This window comes from Bradyrhizobium sp. BLXBL-03 (assembly GCF_051853015.1).
GTDB lineage: Bacteria > Pseudomonadota > Alphaproteobacteria > Rhizobiales > Xanthobacteraceae > Bradyrhizobium > Bradyrhizobium manausense.
The window spans coordinates 1,578,190-1,592,667 of sequence record NZ_CP182470.1 but is presented as its reverse complement, the minus strand read 5'-3'; the positions used below and the strand labels follow the sequence as shown (position 1 = coordinate 1,592,667).

Sequence of the window (14,478 nt, the reverse complement as noted above, 5' to 3'; positions counted from 1 at the left end):
TGACTTTTGGCTGGATGCCAGCTCAGGTTAACGGCCGCGGTAATTCGCCGAGATCCCAGAACAAGCCGGCCATGACCGTCAAGGCCTCTTCTGTCAACGGCAGCAGAATGTGCTCATTGGGCGCATGCTGGGAGCAGCCGGGATAGGAGTGCGGGACCCAGATCGTCGGCAGGCCCAGAATTTCCGAAAACACGTCGTTCGGCAACGAGCCGCCGAAATTCGGCAGCACCGCCGGCGCCTTGCCGGTGGTGTTGTGGACCGAGTCAGCCGCCCATTTGATCCAGGGGCTGTCAAAATCGGTGCGCGAGGCGGCAAAGCTCTGGCCCGCCCGCACCTCGACCATTGGAAAGCCCTTTGCGACGAGGTGCGCCCTGATAGCATCGATCAGCCCATCGACCTTGGTGCCAACCACGAAGCGCAGTTGCAGCACGGCGTTGGCGTGGCCGGGAATGGCATTGGCCGGCTTCTCGATATTGCCCGACGACATCGCCAGCACTTCCAGCGTGTTCCAGGCATAGAGCCGCTCGGCCGCGGACAGCCCCTCCTCGCCCCAGTTCTCGGCAAGCTGTGGCTCGTCCGCGGTCGGCACCACCTGTACATCCGCAAGATAGCTGCGGATCTGGTTGGTCAGCCGCGGCGGCTTCAAGGCCTCGAACTGGAGACGGCCATGGCCGTCGACCAGCGTCGAAATCGCATTGACCAGGATGGTCGCGGGGTTGGCGAGCACGCCGCCCCAATTGCCGGAATGGTTGCCGCCGTCGCGCAAATTCACATCCAGATGAATGCGGATGCCGCCGCGGCAGCCCAGAAAAAGAGTCGGCCGATCCGCCGATAGCCGCGGCCCGTCCGAGGCCATGAACAGATCCGCCTTGAGCGCATCGCGATTGAGATCGCAGACCTTGCCGAGATCGGGCGAGCCGATCTCCTCGCCCATCTCGACGATGAACTTGGCATTGAAGCCGAGCTTGCCGCCGCGGGCCTCGCGCACCGCGCGGAGCGCCGCCATGTTGATGCTGTGCTGGCCCTTGTTGTCGGCCGTGCCGCGGCCATAGAGGCGAATACCCGCCTTCGTCGTGCGCCAGGGATCGCGGCCCTCGCGCCATTCGCCTTCCATGCCGTCGACGACGTCGCCATGGCCGTAGACCAGCACGGTCGGCGCGGACGCGCTCTCATGATGCTCGGCAAACAGGAACGGCGACTTGCCGCTCGGGGATTCGACGATGCGGCTCTCGAAACCGAGCGCGGCAAAGGCCGGTACCATCTCCTGTTCCAGATAGGCGCGCAGCTCGGGGCCGCGCGAGGCGTTCTGGCTCTCGGTCTTGTAGGCGACGCGGCGGTCGAGTTCGGAGAGGAACGCACCGGATTGGAAGTCGTCCCGGGCGCGGGCGATGGCGTCGGCTCTGGTCATCAGTATCGTCTTCAACGTCCTGGAACGAGGCAGCGTAGCGGACTACGCGGACGCTCGAAAGTGGCGGGGCTTGCGATTTCGTTCTTGCTCTCTCGAGCCTGACTTGCCAAGGGCGGGTGTGCCGCCGATTTTGGCCTTGCCAAGCTCGAGCCTTTCTATTCTTGGCCCTTGCCAAGGGCCAATTATATGCAAGAACTTCGCCAAGTTGGGGCGCACGTCTATCATTCAAAGAGCGCTCAGTACAGGGCGCCGAGGGACCAGCATGGCCAAGCAAATCAGGCTCAACGCATTTGCGATGAATTGCGTCGCGCATCAATCGCCCGGGCTGTGGACCCATCCGCGCGACCGCACCGCCGAATATAACCGCCTGCCCTACTGGATCGATCTCGCCAAGACGCTGGAACGCGGCCGTTTCGACGGCCTGTTCCTGGCCGACGTGCTCGGCGTCTATGACGTCTATGGCAACAGCCCTGACGCAGCCTTACGCAATGCAGCACAAACGCCGTCGAACGAGCCGCTGCTGCTGCTCTCGGCGATGGCGGCAGTAACGAAACATCTCGGCTTCGGCGTCACCAGCAATCTCTCCTTCGAGCCGCCCTACCCGTTCGCGCGGCGGATGTCGACGCTCGACCATCTCACCGAGGGACGGATCGGCTGGAACGTCGTCACCGGCTATCTCGACAGCGCCGCGCGCGGCGCCGGCAAGGACAAGCAGACCGGACATGACGAGCGCTACGACATCGCCGACGAATATATGGAGGTGGTCTACAAGCTCTGGGAGGGAAGCTGGGAGGACGACGCCGTGCTGCGCGATCGCAAACGCGGCATCTTCACCGATCCCTCAAAGGTTCATCGCATCAATCACGAGAGCGCGAACTACCGCGTCAACAACACCATTCATCTGAGCGAGCCGTCGCCGCAACGCACGCCCGTGCTTTATCAAGCAGGCACCTCGCCGCGCGGCCGGCAATTCGCGGCAAAACACGCCGAATGCGTATTCATGTCGGGACCGTCAGCCAAGATCATCGCGCCGCGCGTCGCCGCGATCCGCGAGCAAGCCGCCAGGCTCGGCCGCAACCCGGCCGAGATCCTGATGTTCAGCATGATGACCATCATCCTCGGCAACACCGAGGCTGAAGCCGCGGCGAAATATGCCGACTACCGCTCGCATATCAACCCGGAAGGCGCGCTCGCCCTGATGTCGGGCTGGACCGGCATCGACTTCTCCGGCTACGAGCTCGACCAACAGGTCCGTCACGTCCAGAACGATGCCGGCCGCAGCGCGCTCGACAACGTCACCCGCGGCGACCCCGACCGCGTCTGGACCGTGCGCGATGTCATCGAGCATGTCGGAATCGGCGGTGCCGGCCCGGTTGTAACAGGCACGCCCGAGAGCGTCGCCGACAAGATCGAGGACTGGTTCGAGAAGACCGACGTCGACGGTCTCAACGTTGCGTTTGCGATCTCGCCCGGCGATTTCGAGGAGATCAGCGATATGCTGGTGCCGGAGCTGACCAGGCGCGGGCGGTACAAGAAGGACTACGCCAGGGGGACGCTGCGGGAAAAGCTGTTCGGCGACGGCCGGGCGCGGTTAGACGCGCCGCATCCTGCGGCGGGGTATCGGGTGGGGAGGACGGGGTAGTTGCGCCCTCCTCGTCATTGCGAGCGAAGCGAAGCAATCCAGAAATGTATCCGCAAAAGCAGTCTGGATTGCTTCGTCGCAAGGGCTCCTCGCAATGACGGTGGAGGGAGCCCATCCTACACCTTCCCGTCCACCATCACCTCGATCAGCTTCGTCCCCGGCCGGCCAAACGCCGACGCCAGCGTCGCCCTCAACTCCCTGGGATCGCTGACCCTGATCGCCTCGCAGCCGAGCGCCTTCGCGACGCCCGCAAAATCAACCGGCGGATCGACGAAATCCATGCCGACATAATTGTCGTCGCCATGGAAGGCGAGCAGGCGCTGCTTGATGATGCGGTAGCCGCCGTTGTTGGCGATGACGACGTTGAGCGGCAGCTTGTGATGCGCGGCGGTCCACAGCGCCTGGATCGAATACATCGCGCTGCCGTCGCCGGAGAAGCACACCACCGGGCGATCCGGATTGGCGATGCTGGCGCCGACCGAGGCCGGCAGGCCCCAGCCGATGCCGCCCGAGGCAAGGCCATGATAGCCATAGCGATCGCGGTGTGGACGCAAGTTGGTGATCTGGCGGCTCGAGGTGAGACCTTCGTCGACGAGGATGGCATTCTCAGGCATCGCCTCGACCATCTGCAGTACGAGATAGTCAGGATCGATGGGGTTGCGGCCCGCGCTCTTGCCGATCTGCTCGACCAGTGCGGCACGCCGCGCTGTCCAGTTCTTCGGCGCAAGCTCGGCCAGGCGCTGTTTCGCGCGGCTCGCCAGCGACGCTCCGCCCATCTGCTTCAGCACCGGGATCAGAGCGCGCAGCGTTTCCTTCACGTCCGCCTTCAGCGCGATCTCGGCGCCGTAGTTCTTGGCGATCTCCCAGTCGACGAGACCGATCTGCACGATGCCGAGGCCATCAGGCAGCGCGTCGACTTCGCTATAGACCGACATGCGCAGGGGATCGCCGCCGAGCGCGATCAAGAGATCATAAGGCGCGAGCGTATCGCGCGCGACCTTCTGCACGCGGGCCAGCGTGCCGACGAAACCGGGACTCTCCGAGAGGAAGTGCGCGCCATAGGGCGTCGAGGATTGATAGGCGGCGGCGCCGAGCAGCTCGGCGAGTTCGGCGGCTTCCTTCAGCGCATCGCTCTTCACCACCTCGTCCATGGTGACGATGACAGGGCGCTCGGCCTTCAGCAGCCGTGCGGCAAATGCTCTGAGCGCGTCATCCGACGGCTTCACCCGCGTGTCGATGCGGGTGGAGCGGCCGAGATCGATGCCGGCTTCGCTGTTGAGGATGTCGCCGGGCAGCGAAATGAACACTGGCCCGGTCGGCGGCGTCATCGCCACCTTGGCGGCGCGGCGCACGATGCGCGGCAGGTCCTCCAGCCGCGTCACCTCCACCGCCCATTTCACCAGCGGCTCGGCCATGCGCACCAGCGGCCCGTAAAGCACCGGCTCCATCAGGCCATGGCCCTGCTCCTGCTGGCCCGCGGTCAAGATCATCGGCGTGCCGGTGAACCGGGCGTTGTAGAGCGAGCCCATGGCGTTGCCGAGGCCCGGTGCGACATGGACGTTGCAGGCGACGAGCCTGCCGGAGGCGCGGCTGTAGCCGTCGGCGATCGCGACCACCAGGCTCTCCTGCATCGCCATCACATAGGTCAGGTCAGGATGGTCCTTCAGCGCATGCATGATCGGCAGCTCGGTGGTACCAGGGTTGCCGAACAGATGCGTGATGCCCTCGTCCTTGAGCAGCGCGAGAAAGGCGGAACGGCCGGTGATCTTGTTCTTCATGTTTCCTCCAGGAGCGGACGTTGCCGCAAGGACGGAAGACATGATGGCCGAACTTTCGGGGCGCGCGCAAGGAAGCGCGGTCATGGCTGCGTTGCGCGTGAGCAGCGAACTGCGCTATCGTGTCCCGGCACGAGAGCGGGGCGTTACATCTCCTCGCGCCCGAGTTCGAATGGATCCTCGCCGCTAGCGCGCTTCTTCTTTTTCGAGCGCTGCCAGACCACGCCCGGAAAGCCCTTCAGCGGCACCAGCGGCTCGCCGGTATAGGCCCATTCCTGCAGCTCCTCGATCGCGATGTGATAGAGCGGCTGGCGCCCGGTGCGCTCTTTGAAGAGGGCGCGGGGAATGTTGACCATGTGCGGGCCGCGCGGGCGCTCATAAGTGATCGGCGTACCGCAATGCGAGCAGAAGCTGCGCGCGGTCTTGGTCGCCTTGTCCTCGTAGCGGGCCAGCGTGGTCTCGCCCGACGTGATGCGAAAACGCTTCTTCCAGCTGCCGACATAGGTCGCGTAGGCAGCGCCATGGGCGCGACGGCTGGCGGCGGAATGATCGTGCCAGGCCCAGCGCGCGGGGACGTCGATCTCGAAGGTGACCTTGCCGCAGAGGCATTGGCCCGTGGCGGTTCCTGCGGCGGCTGCGGCTTTGGCCATGGTAGGTCTCTCTGTCGTCATTGCGAGCGCAGCGAAGCAATCCAGACTGTCGCCGCGGAAAGATTCCGGATTGCTTCGCTGCGCTCGCAAACGGAATTTGTGGGTGCGGTCGCGCAACAAATCAAGTCTGTGATTCCGGGGCGATGCGAAGCATCGAGCCCGGAATCCATTCCACCTCAAGCTATGCGCCCTGATGGATTCCGGGTTCGAGACTTCGTCGCGCCCCGGAATGACGAAGGAGTGTGTCTACGCCGGCGTCAGCTCGTCGTAAGCGGGGTAGTCCGTATATCCCTTCTCCTCGCCGCCATAGAAGGTCGCGCGGTTGTACGGCGTGATCGGGTAGTCGTGCTCGAGACGCCGCGGCAGATCCGGGTTGGAGATAAAGATGCGGCCGAAGGCGATGATGTCGGCGTGGCCTTCGGCGATTGCGGCATTTGCCGTCTCGCCGGTGAAGCCGCCGGCGGTCATCAGCACGCCGCTGTAGTGCGGGCGGAACAGCACCATGGCGGAGGGCACGTTCTCCCAATGAACGTCGGCGCGGCCGGCGCCGCTGGAGCGCGGTTCGATCAGATGCAGATAGGCGAGGCCGAGCTTGTCGAGCGCCTGCACCACATGGGTGTAGAGCGGCATCGGATCGGGCTCGGCGGAATCATTGGCGATGCCATGCGGCGACAGCCGCACGCCGACGCGGCTCGCGCCCCAGACGTCGATCGCGGCCTGGGTGACCTCGAGCAGCAGGCGCGTGCGGTTTTCGACCGACCCGCCATATTGGTCGGTACGCTGATTGCTGCGTGACTGCAGGAACTGCTCGAGCAGATAGCCGTTGGCGCCGTGGATCTCGACACCATCGAAGCCGGCGGCGAGCGCGTTCTTCGCGGCCTGCCTGAAGGCCTCGACGATGCCTTTGACCTCGTCTGTCTCCAGCGCGCGCGGCGTCTCGTAATCGGCGATCTTGCCGTCGGCCGTCATCGCCTTCATGCCCTCGGCCCTGATCGGGATCGCCGAGGCCGAGACCGGAAGCTCACCGCCGTGAAAGGAGGAATGCGAGACGCGGCCGACATGCCAGAGCTGGAGGAAAATGATGCCGCCCTTGGCGTGCACGGCATCGACCACTTTGCGCCAGCCGGCTACTTGCGCCTCCGAATAGATGCCCGGCGTTGCCGGATTGCCGCGGCCCTGCGACAGCACCGGCGAGGCTTCGGCGATGATCAGGCCGCCCTTCGTCGCGCGCTGGCCGTAATATTCGGCGTTGAGCGGCCGCGGGGCGAAACCGTCGCGCTCGGCGCGCATGCGCGTCAGCGGCGCCATCGCGACGCGATGCGCAAGCTTGTACGGACCGACCTGCAACGGTTGAAACAACGCCGGAAACTTCATGAAGACCCCGAATAGCTATGGAAGGATGCGGATCATATAGCGAGAGGCAGCCACCGGAGAAGGCGCCGCCCCTCATAAAGCAGACATTCCCTCGCGCGGAACGTGAGAGAACAAGCCCTACGCCGTCTTGATCCAGACGGCCTTCACGTTGAGATATTCCTCGACGTGCTGCTTGCCGGATTCGCGGCCGTAGCCGCTCATCTTGTAGCCGCCGAAGGGCACGGCCGGATCCATCGCCTGGTAACAATTCACCCACACCGAGCCGGCCCGCAGGCGCTTGGCGACCGCATGCGCCTTGGTGACGTCACGCGTCCACAGGCCGGAGCCGAGACCAAAGGTGGTGTTGTTGGCACGCTTGACCAGCTCGTCCATGTCCTTGAATGCGATCGCGGAGATGACCGGGCCAAAAATCTCCTCCTGTGCGATGCGCATGTTGTCCTGGACGCCCGCGAACACCGTCGGCGAAACGAAGAAGCCTTTTGACAACGCGCCTTCGGTGACGCGGCCACCGCCGGCGAGCGCTCGCGCGCCTTCCTTCTGGCCGATGTCGAGATAACCGGTGACGCGCTCGAGCTGCTGCTCGGAGACCAGCGGGCCGATCTGCACGTTGGGATCGAGGCCGTTGCCGACTTGCAGCCTCTTGCCGAACTCGGCGACGCGGCCGACGAACTCTTCGTAGATCGCCTGCTCGACGAACAGACGGGTGCCGGCGCTGCAGATCTGGCCGGAATTGGCGAACACCGCCATTGCCGCTCCCGGTACGGCGGCATCGAGATCGGCATCGGCGAACACGATATCGGGCGACTTGCCGCCGAGCTCGAGCGAGACGCGCTTGAGGTTGCCGGCCGACGCACGAATGATCGACTGTCCCGTGATATGCGAGCCGGTGAAGGCGACCTTGTCGACGTCATGGTGCGAGGCCAGCGCGGCGCCTGCGGTCTCGCCATAGCCGGGCACGACATTGACGACGCCGGGCGGAATACCGGCTTCCATCGCGAGCTCGGCGATGCGCAGCGAGGTCAGCGGCGCTTCTTCCGCCGGCTTCAGCACCACGGTGCAGCCGGTCGCGATCGCCGGGCCGATCTTCCAGATCGTCGCAGTGAGCGGACCGTTCCAGGGAATGATGGCGCCGACGACGCCGACAGGCTCCTTCAGCGTGTAGGAGAAGATCTCGCCGGGCAGCGAGTTCTCGATGGTCTCGCCGTGAATCGCCGTGGTCTGGCCGGCGTAATAGCGCAGCATGCCGACGGCGCGCAGGCGATAGGCGCGGGTACGGCTGAGCGGTGCGCCCATGTCGAGCGTATCGAGCTGCGACAATTCGTCGAAATTCTTCTCGACGAGGTCGGCGAGCTTCAAGAGCAGGTTCTGGCGTTCGAACGGCTTGACCTTGCTCCAGGGGCCCTCGAAGGCGCGGCGGGCGGCCGCGACCGCACGGTCGATGTCTTCCTTGTCGCCTTCGGCAACGGTTGCGAGCAGTTCGCCGGTTGCGGGGTTATGGGTCTCGAAGCGCTTGCCGGAAGCGGCATCCACCCACTTCCCGTCGATCAGCATTTGCTTGTAGGACCCGTTGGCGAACGGATGGCGCGTGATCGGAATAGCCTGCGACACAGCCATGTCTGCACTCCCTGGGTTTATGATTTTGATGGGCTCGATCTGGCCGGGATCGTTAGGTCAGGCAGAATACAGCGAGGCCTGAAAGGCGTAAAGTCGGCGGGGAGCGAAGCCCTGCCATGCCGACTTGTGCAGGGTCGCGCGATGCCATGCTATAGCACGATCAAGAGCAGATCCCGGAGAACAGCCATGCCGCATCCTGTCATCGCCAAGGGCAATGTTGCCGTGATCACCGGCGGCGCGTCAGGCATCGGTCTCGCCGCAGCTACGGCGTTCGCACGCGCCGGGATGAAGGTGTGCATCGCCGATGTCGATGAGTCCAGACTAGCGGAAGCCGCAACAAGACTGTCATCGATCGCAGGTACGGCGAACGTGATGACATCAGTGACCGACGTCAGCCGGACCGAGAGCGTGACGGAACTGGAACGCGCCGTGGGCGCGCATTTTGGCGGCACGGACCTCCTGATGAACAATGCCGGCATCCAGCCGGGCAGCACAATGTTCGGCGAGCCGGACCATTGGCAGCACATCATCGGCGTCAACATGTGGGGCATCATCAACGGCGCGCGCATCTTCGCGCCGAACATGATCGCGCGCGGCAAGGCAGGCCTGATCATCAACACCGGGTCCAAGCAGGGCATCACGACCCCGCCCGGCGATCCCGCCTACAACGTCTCCAAGGCCGGCGTGAAGGCGTTTACCGAGGCGCTCCAGCACGAGCTGCGCAACACCAGGGATTGCCACATCACCGCGCATCTCTTGATCCCCGGCTTTGTGTTCACCGCCCTTACCGCCAAGGGCCGCACCGAAAAGCCTGATAGCGCCTGGACGCCGGAGCAGACGGTGGATTTCATGATGGCGCGGCTTGAAGCCGGCGATTTCTATATCCTCTGCCCAGACAACGACGTGCCGCGCGCGCTCGACGAGAAGCGCATGCTGTGGGCCGCCGGCGACATCGTCGAGAACCGCCCGCCGCTGTCGCGCTGGCATCCGGACTACGCCGATGCGTTCGCAAGGTTCGTGAAGGGGGAGTAGGCGAGAAACCTACAGCGTCTCTTGCTTGTGCCCGCAATTCTTGCAGGCGAACTTGACGCGGCTCTGGCCTTTTTCCGCCTGGACCCGGTTTGGCGCGCCGCATTTGCCGCAGACCGCCTCGATGCGGGTGGTGCCCTGCTTCACGACGATGGTCTTCTTTTCCATCGATTCGCGGATCAGGCGCTCGGCCTCTTCACGCAGGGATTGTTTCGACAAAGCTGGTCTCCGCCTCTGGAAGCGCGAGAGCCATATCGTAGTTGCGTTGGAATCACAATCGGCAAGCTGAAACATTGCGACCGACGAAGTCATTCCGGGGCGATGCACGGCCTCGCCCCGGAATCTCGAGATTCCGGGTTCGCGCTTCGCGCGCCCCGGAATGACGGAAGGGGGGTCAGACCTCGACGATCACATAGCTATCTTCGACATGGACCGGAAATGTCTCGGCGACATACGGCCCCTTCTGCAATTCCTCGCCGCGTTCCACCGCGACCGGATAGGACCGGATCCTGAAACGCTTCGGATCGAACCAGGACTGGCCGTTGCGCATGTCGAACTCCCAGCCGTGCCAGGGACAGCGCAGCATCTCGCCAACGCGCGAGCGCTCATAGACGCCGGGCTCGGGCGAGGTCAGCCGCGCCACACAGGCCGCTTTCTCCAGCGGCGCGCCTTCGTGCGGACAGCGGTTGAGCAGCGCGAAGAACTCCCCGTTGACATGGAACACGACGATATCGCGGCCGGCGACGTCGACGACCTTGTTGCCGCCGGGCGGGATCTCTGAAGTCGACGCGACGATGTGACGGGCCATACCAATCTCAGAACTTGTAGACCGCTCGTGCATTGGTGCTGAAGATCTTCTTCCGCTCGGCCTCGGTCAGCGGCGTCTTGAATGCGAAGCGCGGATCATCGAAGTCCCAGTGCGGATAGTCCGACGAGAACAGCAGCCGGTCGATGCCGACCCATTCGATCAGCGCACGCAGATGCCGCGCCTCGTCGGGCTCGTCGATCGGCTGGGTCGTGAACCAGAAGTTTTCACGCACATATTCCGACGGCTTGCGCTTGAGATGCGGCACCTCGCTGCGGAACCGCTCGAAATGCTGGTCCATCCGCCAGACCGCCGACGGAATCCAGCCGAAGCCGCCCTCGATGAACACGATCTTCAGTTTTGGAAAGCGCTCCGGCACGCCTTCGATGACGAGGCTGGCCAGCTGCGCCGCGATGGTGTGCGCGTTGGACTGATGCTCCTCGACATAATAGGACGGCCAACCACCGCCGGTCGGCGCGTGGCCGCCATAGCCGCCGACATGGATGCCGAGCGGCAGGTCGAGCGCCTGGGCGCGCTCGTAGATAGGCCAGTAGCGGCGGCGCCCCAGCGGCTCGTTGGCGCGCGGCGAGACGTTGATCTGGATGTATTCGCCCGTTTTGGCGCAGCGCTCGATCTCGGCGATCGCCAGATCCACCCCGTCCTGCCCGACCAGGATCGAGGCCTTCAGGCGCGGATCGCGATGCGACCAGAACGCCAGTTGCCAATCATTGATGGCGCGCTGAATTACGGCGCCGAATTCGAGATTCTGCTGCGAGAAGATGAAGAGATCGAGCACCTGCAGGATGCCGAACTCGACATCGAGCGGATCGAGATGCTGCTTCTGCATGAAGGCGAGATCGGAGCCGGGCGGCCCGCCGGTCGGCGGCCAGGCATCACGCCGCGCGATCAACGGCGAGGAGCGCGGATATGGCGTGGTGAAGAGATAGGGCGTGCGCAGATGGCTGCCATATTCCTTCAGATGCTGCTGCCAGCGCTTTGGCAGGAACTCGTTGAGATCATCGTGCGAATGCAGGCTCGGATGCACGTCGCAATCGACGATGCGCAGCCTCGAAACAGCGGGCTTCTCGTCGTCGCGCAGCGGGCGGTCGATGACTTCACTCATGCGAAACTCCTGAACTAGTTAACCAGGGACAGCCGCGGAAACGTCTCCAGCGGATTGTCGACGCACATTTTCGCAATGATGCTCTTTGGCAGATGCGGCGGGATCGGATCGTCGCCGTCGAACTGCCAATGCGGATAATCGGACGCGAACAGGAACATTTTTTCCGAGCCGATCTGGTCGATGATCGCCTCGACGCTTCTGGCATCACCCGGTGCATCGAACGGCTGCATGGTGACGCGGAAATTGTCGCGGATGATCGCGGCCGGCTCGCGCTCGACCCAGGGCACCTCGACGCGCACGCCGCGCCAGGTCTTGTTGGCGCGCCACATGAAGGCCGGCAACCAGCTCACGCCTGATTCCATCAGCACGACCTTGAGACCAGGGTATTTGCCGAACACGCCCTCATAGATCAGGCTCAAGATTTGCGCCTGAAACGCCTGCGCCTCGACAAAGTAATATTCGTAGCGGTGCGAGGGCCAGCCGGCCGAGCTCGGTGCCTGGCGATATTGCGTGCCGGCATGAATCGCGAGCGGCAACTTGTACTTCTCGGCGAGCTGGTAGACCGGCCAGAAATGCCGCCGGCCCAGCAAAGTCTCGCCCTGCGCCAGCACCAGGATGGACACGAACCTGTTGTCGCCGGCGCGGCGTTCGATTTCCTCGATCGCGAGATCCGGCGCCTGCATCGGCACCACAATCGACGCGCGCAGGCGCGGGTCGCGCGACAGCCATTCGGCGGCGATCCAATCGTTGATGGCCTTGCAGAAGTCGGCAGCCATATAGGCATCGAACACGGCCTGGGCGCCGTAGAGCACGTTGAGGATGGCGTGGCTGGCGCCGAGCTGGTCGAAGGCGCCCTTCTGCACCATGGCGAGGTCGGAACCCGGCCTCGTGCCATTGGCCGGCCGCCAGTCGGCGCGGCCCGACAGCGGCATGCTGGGCGGATAGGAAGTAAGATCGAGGCCGTCGATGGCGCGGCTGACCACCTGCTCTTTCCAGTGATCACTGAGATAGGGCAGCAGCGTCGTGCGCGTGCCACCAACCGCCGGATGGATGTCGCAGTCGATCCGCGTCACCGCCATGGGAAGCTTCCTCGGGCCTTCTTTGTTGGCGGCGTTCTCTGCACCGCCAGCGCAGAGTGCTCCGGCCGATGCCGCGGCGCAAGGCCGCAGACCTGTGCGATCCGTCATGGCTCGGTTGCATTTCGCAGGCGCGATATGCGGATCGAACGCGCGGTGGATGCGCCGGCACCCACCGGGTCACATTGCAAGCCGCTTCCAGGCGTTCGGCTCACGCGGCTTTGGAGACCTCCATCAGCAGCCGCTCGGCCTTGGCGTCCTCGATGCGGTTCACGAGGCGGCTGCTCTCGTGGTTGTCACGCACGGTCTTGGTCAAGGTGACGCAGGTCTGGATCAGCATCACGATGCCCATGGAGAGATAGCCCTTCATCCAGAGATCAATCGGCAGGAAGAAGACGCCGAGGGCGACGAGGAAGGCGGAGGCCGCGAAGGACACGTAAGTGAAGGTCACCCAGGCACCACTGTGGGGTTGGCCGTTCTGGTTCATGGTCGTCTCCTGTTGGTTCCGATGATGAGTGGGCTCGAGATCAGGCAGTCGGTGTGCGCTTGGACTTCAACCGGGCCAGCACGTCGTCCGCAGTTGTCTTGAGCCGGGGGCCAAAGCCCTGCTCGGCGAGTCTCTCGGCGGTGGCGAGCGGGCCGCTGGCCGCATCGAGCTCGACCAGCGCATCGTCGGCGGCCTGAGCCTCGATCTGCCGCTCGCGCAGACGCCGCAAGGTGCTCTCGGCCTCGGGCAGCGTAGACTCGTAAGGGCGCGCTGCCTCGATGCCGCTGCGACGGAGCGAGCGCACCGCCTCCGATGCGCGGGCGACACGGCGGCCGCGATCGAGCTCGGTGATGCGGGCCTGCGCGCTCGCGACATGGCGCTTCAACCGGGCAATCTCGGTTGCGAACAGCGCCCTCGCCGTCAACGCCGCGTCACGGTCAGCCTCGAGGCCCGCGATGGCTTCGGCAGCTTCCTTGGCCAGATCCCCGCGGCCACCATCGAGCGCCGCCACAGCGCGGGTCTCGAGGTCGGCGATTCGGGCGACAGTGGCTTCGAGCTTGCGGCCTTCCTGCTGATCCTGTGCGATCGCCAGCGCCAGCGTCCGCTTGCTGCGCTCGACGGCCGCAGCCGCATCGCGCATCTGCTGGTCGAGAATCAGCAGGGCGGTGCGGTCCTCCAGCTCCTCGCCGGCGGCGGCCACGCTGCCGCGGAAAAGTGTGACGACGGTCTTGAACATTGCTTGCTCCCTGTTATGAGCATTGCTCATAGCAGCTTTGTAGCACATCTTGAGCGTCGCTCAAGATAAATTTGAGCGACGCTCACGGAATTGATAGCGAATGACTAAAACCTTGGAACGGCGAGAGAAATTGCGGGCCGACCTGATCCTGGCGGCGGAGCGGATGATCGCGAGCCGCGGATTGGCGGGCCTGAAAACCCGCGATCTTGCCAGCGAGATCGGCTGCGCCAACGGGGCGGTCTACAATCTCGTCGCCGACGTGGACGAGCTGATCCTGCGGGTCGGCTCGCGCACGCTGCATCGACTGGACGACGCGCTCAGCGCCGCGGAAGGCGCCGGCGAGCCCGCGCCGCAGGAGAGGCTGGTCCGCATCGCGATTGCCTATTGCGATTTCGCTGCAGAAAATCTCCAGCTCTGGCGCGCGCTGTTCGAGCATCGCATGGCGGCCGACAAGATCGTTCCGGACTGGTCCGTTGACGACCAGATGCGGCTGTTCAGGCATATCTATGTGCCGCTCGCCGCGCTGTTTCCCCGACGCAGCCCGGAGGAGCTCGGCATCACCGCGCGCAGCCTGTTCTCGGCGGTGCACGGCATGGTGGCGCTCGGACTGGAGCAGAAGCTGGTCGCCGTGCCGCTACCGGCGCTGCGCAAGGAAATCGCCGGCCTCGTGCGCGCGATGATCGACGGATTGATCGCGCGGGCAGCCTAGCGGTCGCGAGGCGTAGCGAGGCCAAGGGCGGAAATCCAAGGGCGGCGGTT

Annotated in this window: 14 protein-coding genes; 3 read left to right on the top strand and 11 right to left on the bottom strand. The window is 64.5% G+C overall.

Features of this window, described 5'->3' with window-relative positions:
* Positions 1 to 22: 22 nt before the first annotated feature.
* On the bottom strand, positions 23 to 1,408 hold the full coding sequence (locus ACNJX9_RS07605) for a M20 family metallopeptidase (protein WP_271620632.1): 1,386 nt from the start codon (positions 1,406 to 1,408) through the stop codon (positions 23 to 25).
* Between the two features lie 262 nt (positions 1,409 to 1,670).
* On the opposite strand from ACNJX9_RS07605, the gene ACNJX9_RS07600 reads away from it, so the two are divergent.
* Positions 1,671 to 3,050, top strand: a complete 1,380-nt coding sequence (locus ACNJX9_RS07600) for an LLM class flavin-dependent oxidoreductase (protein WP_439408327.1) — start codon at positions 1,671 to 1,673, stop codon at positions 3,048 to 3,050.
* A gap of 116 nt (positions 3,051 to 3,166) precedes the next feature.
* Here the strand turns inward: ACNJX9_RS07600 and ACNJX9_RS07595 are convergent, their stop codons facing one another.
* From ACNJX9_RS07595 to ACNJX9_RS07580, 4 genes are all read right to left on the bottom strand, one after another.
* Positions 3,167 to 4,828, bottom strand: a complete 1,662-nt coding sequence (locus ACNJX9_RS07595) for a thiamine pyrophosphate-binding protein (RefSeq protein ID WP_439408326.1) — start codon at positions 4,826 to 4,828, stop codon at positions 3,167 to 3,169.
* A 143-nt stretch (positions 4,829 to 4,971) separates the two neighbouring features.
* Positions 4,972 to 5,475, bottom strand: coding sequence for a GFA family protein (locus ACNJX9_RS07590; protein ID WP_057752601.1), 504 nt, complete (start codon positions 5,473 to 5,475; stop codon positions 4,972 to 4,974).
* Between the two features lie 246 nt (positions 5,476 to 5,721).
* On the bottom strand, positions 5,722 to 6,849 hold the full coding sequence (locus ACNJX9_RS07585) for an alkene reductase (RefSeq protein ID WP_439408325.1): 1,128 nt from the start codon (positions 6,847 to 6,849) through the stop codon (positions 5,722 to 5,724).
* Between the two features lie 117 nt (positions 6,850 to 6,966).
* Positions 6,967 to 8,463 (bottom strand): aldehyde dehydrogenase family protein, encoded by a 1,497-nt coding sequence (locus ACNJX9_RS07580; RefSeq protein ID WP_057752604.1) that lies wholly within the window; start codon positions 8,461 to 8,463, stop codon positions 6,967 to 6,969.
* A gap of 186 nt (positions 8,464 to 8,649) precedes the next feature.
* Between ACNJX9_RS07580 and ACNJX9_RS07575 the strand changes: the two genes are divergently transcribed.
* Positions 8,650 to 9,495 (top strand): SDR family NAD(P)-dependent oxidoreductase, encoded by an 846-nt coding sequence (locus tag ACNJX9_RS07575; protein WP_439408324.1) that lies wholly within the window; start codon positions 8,650 to 8,652, stop codon positions 9,493 to 9,495.
* A 9-nt stretch (positions 9,496 to 9,504) separates the two neighbouring features.
* Here the strand turns inward: ACNJX9_RS07575 and ACNJX9_RS07570 are convergent, their stop codons facing one another.
* The 6 genes from ACNJX9_RS07570 to ACNJX9_RS07545 all read right to left on the bottom strand — a co-directional run bounded on the left by ACNJX9_RS07570 (position 9,505) and on the right by ACNJX9_RS07545 (position 13,719).
* Positions 9,505 to 9,711 carry a hypothetical protein gene (locus ACNJX9_RS07570; RefSeq protein ID WP_027562959.1) on the bottom strand — a complete coding sequence of 69 codons (207 nt, stop codon included), beginning with the start codon at positions 9,709 to 9,711 and terminating at the stop codon, positions 9,505 to 9,507.
* 175 nt (positions 9,712 to 9,886) lie between these two features.
* Positions 9,887 to 10,300, bottom strand: coding sequence for a Rieske (2Fe-2S) protein (locus ACNJX9_RS07565; protein ID WP_271620637.1), 414 nt, complete (start codon positions 10,298 to 10,300; stop codon positions 9,887 to 9,889).
* A 7-nt stretch (positions 10,301 to 10,307) separates the two neighbouring features.
* On the bottom strand, positions 10,308 to 11,420 hold the full coding sequence (locus tag ACNJX9_RS07560; protein ID WP_439408323.1) for an amidohydrolase family protein: 1,113 nt from the start codon (positions 11,418 to 11,420) through the stop codon (positions 10,308 to 10,310).
* A 14-nt stretch (positions 11,421 to 11,434) separates the two neighbouring features.
* Complete coding sequence (locus tag ACNJX9_RS07555; protein ID WP_057752613.1) at positions 11,435 to 12,499, bottom strand: amidohydrolase family protein; 1,065 nt, start codon at positions 12,497 to 12,499, stop codon at positions 11,435 to 11,437.
* Between the two features lie 208 nt (positions 12,500 to 12,707).
* Positions 12,708 to 12,983 (bottom strand): YiaA/YiaB family inner membrane protein, encoded by a 276-nt coding sequence (locus ACNJX9_RS07550; RefSeq protein ID WP_057752617.1) that lies wholly within the window; start codon positions 12,981 to 12,983, stop codon positions 12,708 to 12,710.
* A 40-nt stretch (positions 12,984 to 13,023) separates the two neighbouring features.
* Positions 13,024 to 13,719 carry a PspA/IM30 family protein gene (locus ACNJX9_RS07545; protein ID WP_439408322.1) on the bottom strand — a complete coding sequence of 232 codons (696 nt, stop codon included), beginning with the start codon at positions 13,717 to 13,719 and terminating at the stop codon, positions 13,024 to 13,026.
* Positions 13,720 to 13,819: 100 nt separating this feature from the next.
* Here ACNJX9_RS07545 and ACNJX9_RS07540 point away from each other — a divergent pair, with 100 nt between their 5' ends.
* Positions 13,820 to 14,428 (top strand): TetR/AcrR family transcriptional regulator, encoded by a 609-nt coding sequence (locus ACNJX9_RS07540; RefSeq protein WP_439408321.1) that lies wholly within the window; start codon positions 13,820 to 13,822, stop codon positions 14,426 to 14,428.
* The last annotated feature ends 50 nt before the right edge of the window (positions 14,429 to 14,478 follow it).